The following is a 10,654-nucleotide window of genomic DNA, read 5'->3' on the forward strand; positions in this document are numbered from 1 at the left end:
GGGGCGGGACGGGGCGCCCAGGTCAGAAAGGGGCGGGGTGCCCGGATGCTCCAGTCGGTGGTGTCGCCGAGACGTGCCCCCGGACGTCGCGCGATAGTGGGTCCGGCAGATCACCAGTCGGCTCAAACGTGAAGGCGGCCGCATGCCCGGCGAGCAACCCCAGTTGTACGAGACGCTCGACGAGCGGTTCCGGACGGGCCGGTGTCAGGCCGGGGACTCGCGGCTGGAGGTGCTGTACGAGGGGTGCCGGTGGGCCGAGGGGCCCGTGTACGTGCCCGCCGGGCGGTATCTGCTCTGGAGCGACATTCCCAACGACCGGCTGCTGCGGTGGGACGAGACCACCGGGGCCGTCGGCGTCTTCCGCTCCCCCGCCGGGTACCCCAACGGCAACACCCTGGACGGGCAGGGCCGGCTCATCACCTGTGAGCAGGGCAATCGGCGGGTGACCCGGACCGAGCACGACGGGTCGGTCACCGTGATCGCCGAGCGGTTCCGGGGGAAGCGGCTCAACAGCCCGAACGACGCCGTCGTGAAGTCCGACGGGTCGGTGTGGTTCTCCGACCCCGAGTTCGGGATCTCGAGCGACTACGAGGGCCATCGCGGCGAGAGCGAGATCGGCGCCCGGAACGTCTACCGCGTCGACCCCGGCAGCGGTGAGGTGCGGCTGGTGGCCGACGGGTTCCAGGGCCCCAACGGGCTCGTGTTCGACCCCGGCGAGCACCGGCTGTACGTGTCGGACAGCGTCGCCAACCACATCCGCGTCTTCGACATCCAGGACGACGGGACCGGCCTGACCGGCGGCGAGGTCTTCGCCGAGTGCGCGAACGGCAGCTTCGACAACATCCGGTTCGACGACGAGGGGCGGCTCTGGGCCGGCGCCATGCACGGGGGCGTGCACTGCTACGACCCCGACGGCACCCTCCTCGGCCGCGTCCTGGTCCCCGGCACCGTCGCCAACATCCGGTTCGGCGGCGCCCGGCGGAACCGGATGTTCATCGCCGCCGACACCACCCTCTACTCCCTCGTCATGTCCGTGACCGGGACCCCGCCCCTGCCGCCGGCCCGCCCCTGAGCCCGCAGCGCCGCTTTGAGGACCTTCCCGCTCGCGTTCCGCGGCAGTTCCGCCACGAACTCCACCGTCCGCGGGACCTTGTAGTTCGCCATCTCCCGGCGTGACCAGGCGATCAGGTCGTCACCCGTGACCAACGCCCCCGGCCGTCGTACGACATACGCCCTGCCGACCTCCCCGAGCCGGGCGTCCGGTACGCCGATCACCGCCACGTCGGCCACGTCCGGGTGGAGGCCCAGGAGCTGCTCTATCTCCGCGGGGTAGGCGTTGAAGCCGCCGACGATGAACATGTCCTTGAGCCGGTCGGTGATGCGCAGGTTGCCCTCGGGATCCAGGACGCCGACGTCGCCCGTGCGCAGCCAGCCGTCCTCCGAGAGCACCTCGGCGGTGGCCGGTTCGTCCTCGTAGTAGCCGGTCATGACGTTGAAGCCGCGGACCAGGACCTCGCCCGGCACCCCGGGGCCCAGCGACCCGCCCTCGGGGTCCACGACCCGTACCTCCGTGCCGGGGATGGCCCGGCCCGACGTCGACGCGATCACCGTCGGGTCGTCGCCGCGCCGGCACATCGTGACGACGCCGCCCGCTTCGGAGAGGCCGTACGCGGTCAGGACCGTGCCGACGCCGAGTTCGGCGCGCAGGCGCTCGACGAGCCGCAGCGGCACCACCGCCGCTCCCGTCACCACCAGGCGCAGGGCCGACAGGTCGTGAGCGTCGCGTGCCGGGTGGTCCAGGAGCGACTGGAGGAGCGTCGGCGGGCCGGGCAGCACCGACACCCGTTCCGCGGCGATGTTGGCCAGGACCGTGTTCACGCCGAACACCGGCTGGGGGATCATCGTCGCGCCCCGCATCAGGCAGGCGATCACCCCGGCCTTGTAGCCGAAGGTGTGGAAGAAGGGGTTGACGATGAGGTACCGGTCGCCTTCGGCCAGGCCCGCCAGCTCGCTCCAGATGTCGTACGCCCGCAGCGTCTGGGCGTGGGTGATGACCGCGCCCTTGGGGCGGCCCGTCGTGCCCGAGGTGAAGATGATGTCCGAGGGCCAGGACGCCCGCACCGCCCCTGCCCGGTCCCGGACATCCCCTTGACCCACCCCTTCCCCACTCGCCAGGAAGTCTTTCCAGGTGAGGAAGTCGGCGGGAGCGTCCTCGGAGAGCACGACCACGCGCTCCAGGTCCGGCAGGCCGGGCAGCGGTCCGGCGCCCGGGCCCTCCCCCGCCGCTCGCCGCAGCGACGCCACGTACGACGTGCCGAGGAACGTGCCCGTCACGAACAGCAGCCGTGCCCCGCCGCGCCGCAGGACGTCCGCCGCCTCCGCGCCCTTGAACCGGGTGTTGAGCGGGACCAGTACCCCTCCCGCCGACACCGCGCCCAGGGCCGCGACGATCCAGTCGAGGGTGTTCGGCGCCCAGATGCCGACCCGGTCGCCGGGCCCGACCCCGTTCGCCAGGCAGGCCGCCGCGGCGCGCTCCACGCGTGCGCCCAGTTCCGCGTAGGTGATCCGGGTGCGGCCCTCGACGACCGCCTCGACGTCCGCGTACCGCTCGGCCGCCGCCCGGACCAGGTCCGGAACGCTCTCCCATGCCGTATCCGCTCGCACAGCACGCCTCCAGCAGTAGCCCCAGCAAGCCGCAGCAGCAGCCCGCACCGTAGCTGACTGTCCGTCAGATTAGCTGTAATCTGACGACCTGTCAGCGATGGCTCGGACCGGAGGTGCGCGCAGCATGGCAGCAGGATCGAGAGGCCGGTCGGGTGGCCTCAAGGACGCCACGGCCATCGTCGGCATCGGCCAGACGCCCTTCGCCAAGCAGCTCCCCGAGGACGAACGCACCCTGGCCTGCCGGGCCGTGCTGGCCGCCCTCGACGACGCCGGGATCCCGCCCGGCGAGGTCGACGCCCTCGCCTCCTACACCATGGAGGAGACGGACGAGGTCGAGCTGGCCAAGGCCTGCGGCTTCGGGGACCTCACGTTCTTCAGCAAAGTCGGCTTCGGAGGCGGCGGTTCGTGCGCCACCGTCGCCCATCTCGCCGCCGCCGTCGCGGCCGGGCAGGCGAGCGTCGGGGTCGCCTGGCGGTCGCGCAAGCGGGGCAGCGGGCCCCGGCCGTGGACCAACACCGCGGTACAGCTCCCGACCCCGGCCCAGTGGACCCGGCCGTACGGGCTGCTCAGGCCGGTCGACGAGATCGCCATGCTCGCCCGGCGCTATATGCACGAGTACGGGGCCACCCGCGACCATCTGTTCAACGTCGCCCTGGCCTGCCGCAACCGCGCCAACCAGAACCCCGCCGCGATCATGTACGACCGGCCCCTCACCCGCGAGATGTACATGACGTCCCGCTGGGTCAGCGAGCCGCTCTGCCTCTTCGACAACTGTCTGGAGACGGACGGGGCGTTGGCCTGTGTCGTCGTCTCCGCCGAGCGGGCCCGGGACTGCCGCCGGAAACCCGTCTACGTCCACTCCGCCGCCCAGTCGCTCCCCGCCCAGCACCACGGCATGGTCAACTACTGGAACGACGACCCCCTCACCGGCCCCGCCTGGACCGCCGCCCGGCATCTGTGGAAGCACTCCGACCTGGCCCCCGAGGACGTGGACGTCGCCCAGATCTACGACGCCTTCACTCCCCTGGTCCTCCTCTCCCTGGAGGGCTACGGCTTCTGCGGGCGCGGCGAGGGCGGGGCGTTCACCGAGGGCGGCGCGCTGGAGACCGGCGGGCTGCTGCCCGTGAACACCGGCGGGGGCGGACTGTCCGAGGCCTATGTGCACGGCTTCAACCTCATCAACGAAGGGGTGAAGCAGCTACGCGGGACCAGTACCGCACAGGTACCGGACGCCTCCACCTGTCTGGTCACGGCGGGTGAAGGGGTGCCGACCTCCGCCCTTCTGCTGAGGAGTTGAGATGCTGCGTCCCGTCACCGACCCCGACGGCGCCCCCTTCTGGGAGTACGCCGCCCGGGGCGAGCTCCGCGTCCAGGCCTGCGCCCGCTGCGGCGAACTCCGCTTCCCGCCCCGGCCGTGCTGCCCGCACTGCCAGTCCTTCGAGGCCGAGTGGCGCCTGGTCTCCGGCGGCGGCCGTGTCTGGTCGTACGTCGTTCCGCATCCGCCGCTGCTGCCCGGCTACGCGGAGCTGGCCCCGTACAACGTGGTCGTCGTCGAGCTGGACGAGGCGCCCCGCGTCCGGCTCGTCGGCAACCTCGTCGCCGGGCCCGGTGAGCCGATCGACTCGCTGCCGGTGGAGGGGATCCGCATCGGCGCCCGTGTGCGGGCCGTCTTCGACGACGGCCTGCCGCGGTGGGTCCTGGAGCGGTCATGAGCAGCGTGCTCGTCAGCGCGGACAAGGACAGCGGGGTCGCCGTCGTCACCCTGAACCGGCCCGGCCGGCTCAACGCGATCGACCTGGAGACGGCCGGGCGACTCGCCGACGTCTGGCGGGAGTTGCGGTTCGACGACACCGTACGGGCCGTCGTGCTCACGGGTGCCGGGGAGCGCGCCTTCTGCACCGGCATCGACCGGGACGCCGTCGTGCCGCAGCCGAACTCGCCCTACGCGCAGGACGATCCGCTGCTCGGCATCGGGCCGAAGGCGAACGACCTGTGGAAGCCGGTCGTCGCCGCGGTGCGCGGGATGGCCTGCGGGGGCGCCTTCTATCTGCTCGGCGAGGCGGAGTTCATCGTCGCCGACACCACCGCCACCTTCTTCGACCCGCACACCACCTACGGCATGGTCAGCGCCTACGAGTCCGTCCTCATGGCGCAGCGCATGCCGTACGGGGAGGTCGCGCGGATGGCGTTGCTGGGGACAGCGGAGCGGATCTCGGCGCGGCGGGCGTACGAGGTCGGGCTGGTCTCCGAACTCGCGCCGGAGGGCGGGGCGCCGGCGGCGGCGATCGCGTGTGCCGCCGTCATCGCCGGGCATCCGACGGAGGCCGTGCAGGGGACCGTACGGGCGTTGTGGGCCGCGACCGAGGCGGGGCGGGCTCAAGGGGTCGCGCAGGCGCCGCATCTCATCGCGCTCGGGAACGCGGCGGGTGAGCGGCAGGCCCGGCTGTTCGCGGGGCGGGGGCGGGCGTACCGGTTGCGTGAGTAAAAATCGTTTACTCCTACACGCGTATGCTCGACCCGTGGTTGAGCATCGGATGATCGACGTGAACGGCATACAACTGCACATCGCGGAGCAGGGCGAGGGCCCGCTCGTGGTGCTGCTGCACGGTTTCCCGGAGTCCTGGCACTCCTGGCGGCACCAGTTCGGGCCGCTGGCCGAGGCCGGTTTCCGGGTGGTCGCGCCCGACCAGCGCGGGTACGGCGGCAGTGACCGCCCCGAGGACGTGTCCGCGTACAGCATCTTCCACCTGGTGGGCGATGTGGTCGGGCTGATCCACGCGCTGGGCGAGGAGCAGGCGTTCGTCGTCGGGCACGACTGGGGGGCGCCGGTGGCCTGGCACACCGCGCTGCTGCGGCCCGACGTGGTGCGCGGGGTGGCCGGGCTGAGTGTGCCGCCGCCCTTCCGTGGTGCGCAGCCGCCGCTCAAGACCATGCGGGAGCGGTTCGGCGGGCACTTCTACTGGAACTACTTCGAGGAGCCCGGCGTCGCGGACGCCGAGTTCGCCGCCGACACCCGCACCGCCCTGCGCAAGCTGCTGTACTCGGCCTCCGGTGACGCGCCCGATGCCGGGCGCGCGGAGCAGGCCCTGGTCGAGGACCTGAAGCGCGGCTGGCTCGCGGACGCCCCGAACCCCGAGGTGCTGCCCGACTGGCTCACCGAGGCGGACCTCGACACCCTCACCGAGAGCTTCGAGCCGGGCTTCACCGGCGCGCTCAACTGGTACCGCAACCTGGACCGCAACTGGGAGCTGACCGCCCCGTGGCAGGGCGCGGTGGTGTCCTCGCCCGCGCTGTACGTGTACGGCGACCGCGACCTGGTCCCGGCCTTCCCGGGCACGCCCGAACTGATCGAGGCGCTGCCCGAGTTGATGCCGAACCTGCGGCGCAAGCCGGTCGTGCTGCCGGGCTGCGGCCACTGGACGCAGCAGGAGCGGCCCGCCGAGGTGAACGAGGCGCTGATCGACTTCCTGACGGAACTGCGGGGCTGAACCCCGGTCCCGTCAGGCGTCTCCGTCGCCTCAGTCGTCGACGAGGGCCTGGCGGTCGACCTCGCAGTGGTCGACCGAGTCCACCAGGCCCGTGCCGCCCACCTGGACGTCGACGGTGGCCTTGCCCTTCGCGGGGACGGTGACGTCCCCGTACCGGTCGATGACGGTGATGCCCTGCGCGTCCTCGAAGGTGACCGAGACGGAGAAGTCGGCCTTGCGGCCGTTGGGGTTGCTGACCTCGACGGTCGCGTACGGCCGGGCGGGGGTCGCGCAGCTCACCAGCCTCGCCGTGCCGTCCTCCAGCGCCTTGCGGCTGCCGGATCCGGAGGAGGACGTCGGCGTGGAGCCGTAGTCCGGCCTGCGGGTGTAGGAGCTGCCGCCACCGCTGCTGCCGCTGCTCCCGTAGGAGTCGTCGTCCGAGTCGTAGGACCCGCCGCCGTACCCGCCGCCCGACGTCGACGACCTCGAACTGTCGTGGTCCTGGCTGGAGCTGCTGCACCCGCCCCCGCCACCACCGCCGTGACCGTGGCTGCCGCCGCGGCCCCGGCCGGTCGAGAAGCCGGTCAGTGCCAGTACCGCCAGGACCAGCACCGCTGTGAACCTGAGCCTGCGCCCCCGTATCTGCATGGCGGAGAGCCTAATGATCGCCTGTCACGGTCATGTCACTGCGTGGCGACCGGCGCGTACCCGGCGTAGCGTCTTGGGTGAGAGCGGTGATCGGACCGCTCCCCGAAGCGACGGCCGCCGTCTGGAACCCTTCCGTGCACCGGTACGACGGCCGTCCCGGACCCGTCACGCGGTGCGCGCCGTGCCCGTGCCCTTCTCCGCGTCCAGCGCGTACACACAGCGGTCCTTGCTGCACGCGTACACCACCCCGTCCTGGACGACCGGGGAGCCGGTGATCTCGCCGCCGGTGGCGAGCTTCCAGCGCAGCCGGCCGTCGTCGGCCTTGAGGGTGTAGAGGAGATGGTCGGTGGAGCCGAAGTGGATGCGGCCCTCGGCCACCGAGGGGGCGCCCACGATGTCGCCGCCCGCCTGGAAGCGCCACTTGGGCGTGCCGGTGACCGCGTCGAGGGTGTAGAGCCCCTTGCCGCTGCCCACGTGGACATGGCCGGCGGCGACCAGGACCGGCTCGACGGAGGCGCGGGACTCGGTGGCGATGCGCCAGCGGTCGCGGCCGTCGGTGGCGTCGAGGGCGTACACCGTGCCGAGGTAGTCGGCCAGGTAGATGCCGCCGCCGGTGACGGCCGGGCCGGGGACGAAGGTGGGCGGGGAGAGGAAGACCGCCGGGGCCTCGAAGTGCCACTTCACATGGCCGGCGGCCACGTCGAGGGCCATGACGCGGGTGCCGGCGCAGACGTACACGTACCCGTCGGTCGCCGGGGTGATCCGGACCGGGACGCCGCCGCAGGAGGCCGCGTCGCCGATCGGGTACGACCAGCGCTCGTCGCCGGTGCGGGCGTCCAGGGCGCGCAGCCGGGCGTCCTGCCACACGTAGACCGTGCCGTCGTGCAGGGCGGGTCCGGCCTCGGGGGACTCGAAGTCGGTCTGGCAGCCGGTGATCTCCCAGAGCTTCTGGCCGGCCGTGGCCTCCCAGCCCTGGACGCCGCCGCCCCGGGTGCCGGTGACGACGGTGCCGCGGCCGGCCTGGAGCGCGTAGACCCAGGCGTCCGTCTGCAGGCGCCACAGGTCGGCGCCCTCACGGGCGTCCAGGGCGAACAGCGTGGGCCCGTCGGAGGCGTGGATACGGCCGTCGGCGACCGCCATGGACCAGGCGACGTCCCGGGTCTTGAAACGGCGGCGGCCGGTGCCCACGTCCAGGGCGTGCACCTCGAAGGAGGTGACGTAGACGAGGTCGTCGGCGACGGAGGGGGTGCCCCAGACGTCGTTGGACATGCGGAAGCGCCAGGGCCGCCAGCCGCTCGCCTCGGGCGGCGCGACCGGAGCCGGGGGTGCGGCCACGGCAGGGCCCACGGCGGGGTCCGTGCCGTTGACGCCGGGGCGGGGCTTGGACCAGGAGGCGGCGAGGGCGGCCTCCGGAGGAGGTGCCTTGACGGCGGCGGCGCGGACGTCGGCGACGCGCGGGCCCGGCCCGATGGGCACCTGGGCGCCGGCCAGCCGGACGGGGCCGGTGTCGGGGCCGCCGCCCACGGGAGCCACCACGGACGCGGCCACGGAGGCGGGCGCCGGGACGACGGGGTCGTGCGAGGGCGGGGGCGGGATGGGCGCGGGGCCGGGGACCGGGGCGGGGCGTCCGCCGCCGCTGCGGCCGGCACCGGGGGCGGGCTTGCCGGCCGGGCGGCCGTTGCGGCGGGACTCGATCAGGCCCACGGCCCGCTCGGGCAGCCACGCGGAGGCGGTGCCGCTGTCGTCGGAGCCGGAGCCGAAGAGGTGGGGAGCGAGCTGGGACTGGAGGTCGGCCGGGTTGGGGCGGCCCGTCGGCTCCATCTGCATACAGGACTCGATGAGCGGACGCAGCTCGTCCGGGAGGCCCTCCAGGTCCGGGCCCTCGCGCAGCAGCATGAAGACCGTCTCGACCGGGTTGGCGCCGTGGAAGGGCGGGTGTCCGGTGGCGGCGAAGACCAGCATGGAGCCGAGGGAGAAGACGTCGGACGCGCCCGTGACGCTGCGGGAGTCCTTGGCCTGCTCGGGGGACATATAGGCGGGCGTGCCGACGGCGACGTTCGTCATTGTCAAACGTGTGTTCGATACGCCGGACGCGATACCGAAGTCGATCACCCGGGGGCCGTCCTCGACGACGAGGACGTTGGAGGGCTTGAGGTCGCGGTGGACGAGCCCCGCGCCATGGATGGACTGGAGCGCCTCGGCCACACCCGCCGCGAGCCAGCGCACCGCCTGGGCCGGCATCGGCCCGCAGTCGTTCACTATCTCCTCGAGGGAGGGCGCGGGGACGTAGGCGGTGGCGAGCCAGGGCACGGCGGCGCGCGGGTCGGCGTCCACGACCGCGGCCGTGTAGAAACCGGAGACCGCGCGGGCCGCCTCCACCTCACGCGTGAAGCGGACCCGGAAGAGCTGGTCCTCGGCCAGCTCCGTGCGGACGGTCTTGATCGCCACGCGCCGGCCCGACGCCGAGCGCGCGAGATAGACCAGCCCCATGCCGCCGGCACCCAGCCGTCCCAGCACCTCGAACGGCCCGATCCGCCGCGGATCGTGCTGCGTCAGCTGATCCACCACTCTGCCTGCCACCTCCCCGTACGAGCCGCGCCAAGCCACATGTTCCACGCGACCCCGTGCAGCGTCTCACCACCGCACCGCCATGGCGGCACGCACCCCGATTCTTCCTGGCCGGAGCCGTGGTGGCGAACCCGGCGACGAATGGGGTGTCTCCGTACATACAGGGGCAAGAGATGACCATATGGCGCCTGGTCAGCGGCGCAGCAGCGCGAAGGACGCCCCCTGATCGTCCGTGACGACGGCGACCGTGCCGTACGAGGTCTCGAACGGCGGGACCTGGACGCGGCCGCCGAGCCGGGTGACGTCCTCCAGCGCCGCCGGTACGTCCTCGACGGCGAAGTGGACGAGGAAGTGGGGCGGCATCTCGGCCGCGAAACGGTCGGAGACGGTGGCGCGGCCGAAGTCGGGCTCGGCGTCCGGCCCGAACAGGGCCTCCTGGAAGAGATCGCCGTAGAAGTCGTCGGCCGTCTCGGTGTCCCGCGCGTACAGCTCGGCCCAGGCGAAGGTGCCCGGCTCGTGCCGCGTGCCGAAGCCGAGGTGCTCGTCCGGCTGCCACAGGGCGAAGACGGCCCCCTCCGGGTCGGTGACCAGGGCGGTGACACCCAGGTCACCGGCCGGCACCGGTGCCGAGACGACCTGCCCGCCGGCCGACCGGATGCGCCGGACCAGCGCCGGGGCGTCCGGGGTCGCGAAGTACACCGTCCAGACGGTGGGCAGCCGGCCGTCCACCTTGCGGACCAGGGCGGCGACGGGTTCGCCGTCCTTCAGCGCCTCGGTGAAGGAGCCGAACCACTCGTCCTCGAAGGTCCACCCGAAAAGTTCACCGTAGAACCGCTTGCCCGCCTCGACGTCCCGAAGCTGCGCGTCGACCCAGCAGGGGACGCCCTCTGCGTACACCGATGCCCTGTTTTCGGCCATGCCGCCAACGTAACCGCGACCGCCGCAGCCCGCAGACCAGGCACACCAGTCTCCGCACTCCCTTACACCCCATTTGCAGTCGGCCGAATCGCGCCTCGATCTCGCCTCGGTAAGCTGACGTCATGACAGGACAAGTGCGTACCGTCGACGGCCGCGTGGCCGGCCGGCGTGGGCAGGCGACCCGGCAGAAGCTGCTCGACTGCCTCAGCGAGATGCTCAGCTCCTCCCCGTACCGGGATGTCAAAGTCATCGATGTCGCCCGGAAGGCGGGCACTTCGCCCGCGACCTTCTACCAGTACTTCCCGGACGTCGAGGGCGCCGTCCTGGAGATCGCCGAGCAAATGGCGACCGAGGGCGCCGCGTTGACCGAGCTCCTGGAGGGCCGTTCC

At 72.6% G+C, this 10,654-nt stretch carries 10 protein-coding genes; 6 read left to right on the top strand and 4 right to left on the bottom strand.

The window, feature by feature from the left end:
• Nucleotides 1-142: 142 nt before the first annotated feature.
• Entirely contained in the window at nucleotides 143-1,072 is a 930-nt protein-coding gene (locus tag ACFTZL_RS10390; RefSeq protein WP_382580120.1) for an SMP-30/gluconolactonase/LRE family protein, read from the top strand.
• Here the strand turns inward: ACFTZL_RS10390 and ACFTZL_RS10395 are convergent.
• Nucleotides 1,015-2,664 (bottom strand): FadD3 family acyl-CoA ligase, encoded by a 1,650-nt coding sequence (locus ACFTZL_RS10395; protein ID WP_382580121.1) that lies wholly within the window; start codon nucleotides 2,662-2,664, stop codon nucleotides 1,015-1,017. The two genes, ACFTZL_RS10390 and ACFTZL_RS10395, sit on opposite strands and share 58 nt — an antisense overlap.
• Before the next feature lie 124 nt (nucleotides 2,665-2,788).
• On the opposite strand from ACFTZL_RS10395, the gene ACFTZL_RS10400 reads away from it, so the two are divergent.
• Genes ACFTZL_RS10400 through ACFTZL_RS10415 form a run of 4 tightly spaced genes read left to right on the top strand, consistent with a single transcriptional unit; the run spans nucleotide 2,789 to nucleotide 6,152 of the window.
• Nucleotides 2,789-3,961, top strand: a complete 1,173-nt coding sequence (locus ACFTZL_RS10400) for a lipid-transfer protein (protein ID WP_382580122.1) — start codon at nucleotides 2,789-2,791, stop codon at nucleotides 3,959-3,961.
• Nucleotide 3,962: 1 nt separating this feature from the next.
• A complete protein-coding gene (locus ACFTZL_RS10405) occupies nucleotides 3,963-4,376 on the top strand; it encodes a Zn-ribbon domain-containing OB-fold protein (protein ID WP_382580123.1) in 414 nt (137 codons plus the stop codon).
• Nucleotides 4,373-5,149 (top strand): enoyl-CoA hydratase/isomerase family protein, encoded by a 777-nt coding sequence (locus ACFTZL_RS10410; protein WP_382580124.1) that lies wholly within the window; start codon nucleotides 4,373-4,375, stop codon nucleotides 5,147-5,149. Before ACFTZL_RS10405 ends, ACFTZL_RS10410 begins: the two co-directional genes overlap by 4 nt.
• 49 nt (nucleotides 5,150-5,198) lie before the next feature.
• The gene (locus tag ACFTZL_RS10415) at nucleotides 5,199-6,152 is read left to right on the top strand and encodes an alpha/beta fold hydrolase (RefSeq protein WP_382580130.1); all 954 of its coding nucleotides are present in this window, start codon (nucleotides 5,199-5,201) and stop codon (nucleotides 6,150-6,152) included.
• A gap of 30 nt (nucleotides 6,153-6,182) precedes the next feature.
• Here ACFTZL_RS10415 and ACFTZL_RS10420 read toward each other — a convergent pair whose 3' ends face one another.
• The 3 genes from ACFTZL_RS10420 to ACFTZL_RS10430 all read right to left on the bottom strand — a co-directional run bounded on the left by ACFTZL_RS10420 (nucleotide 6,183) and on the right by ACFTZL_RS10430 (nucleotide 10,265).
• Nucleotides 6,183-6,779, bottom strand: coding sequence for a hypothetical protein (locus ACFTZL_RS10420; RefSeq protein ID WP_382580125.1), 597 nt, complete (start codon nucleotides 6,777-6,779; stop codon nucleotides 6,183-6,185).
• 165 nt (nucleotides 6,780-6,944) lie between these two features.
• Nucleotides 6,945-9,347 carry a PQQ-binding-like beta-propeller repeat protein gene (locus ACFTZL_RS10425; RefSeq protein ID WP_382580126.1) on the bottom strand — a complete coding sequence of 801 codons (2,403 nt, stop codon included), beginning with the start codon at nucleotides 9,345-9,347 and terminating at the stop codon, nucleotides 6,945-6,947.
• A gap of 192 nt (nucleotides 9,348-9,539) precedes the next feature.
• Nucleotides 9,540-10,265, bottom strand: coding sequence for a VOC family protein (locus ACFTZL_RS10430; protein WP_382580127.1), 726 nt, complete (start codon nucleotides 10,263-10,265; stop codon nucleotides 9,540-9,542).
• 122 nt (nucleotides 10,266-10,387) lie between these two features.
• Between ACFTZL_RS10430 and ACFTZL_RS10435 the strand changes: the two genes are divergently transcribed.
• Nucleotides 10,388-10,654 (top strand): TetR/AcrR family transcriptional regulator (locus ACFTZL_RS10435; protein WP_382580128.1); only part of this gene is annotated, 267 nt, incomplete at its 3' end.

Origin of the sequence: Streptomyces sp. NPDC056948, from assembly GCF_042674225.1 — a bacterium.
GTDB classification, from domain to species: domain Bacteria; phylum Actinomycetota; class Actinomycetes; order Streptomycetales; family Streptomycetaceae; genus Streptomyces; species Streptomyces purpurascens.

Coding starts and splice junctions, on each gene's coding strand:
- ACFTZL_RS10420 (WP_382580125.1), bottom strand. CDS start 6,779: ATGCAGATACGGGGGCGCAGGCTCAGGTTCACAGCGGTGCTGGTCCTG.
- ACFTZL_RS10415 (WP_382580130.1), top strand. CDS start 5,199: ATGATCGACGTGAACGGCATACAACTGCACATCGCGGAGCAGGGCGAG.
- ACFTZL_RS10410 (WP_382580124.1), top strand. CDS start 4,373: ATGAGCAGCGTGCTCGTCAGCGCGGACAAGGACAGCGGGGTCGCCGTC.
- ACFTZL_RS10400 (WP_382580122.1), top strand. CDS start 2,789: ATGGCAGCAGGATCGAGAGGCCGGTCGGGTGGCCTCAAGGACGCCACG.
- ACFTZL_RS10405 (WP_382580123.1), top strand. CDS start 3,963: ATGCTGCGTCCCGTCACCGACCCCGACGGCGCCCCCTTCTGGGAGTAC.
- ACFTZL_RS10430 (WP_382580127.1), bottom strand. CDS start 10,265: ATGGCCGAAAACAGGGCATCGGTGTACGCAGAGGGCGTCCCCTGCTGG.
- ACFTZL_RS10390 (WP_382580120.1), top strand. CDS start 143: ATGCCCGGCGAGCAACCCCAGTTGTACGAGACGCTCGACGAGCGGTTC.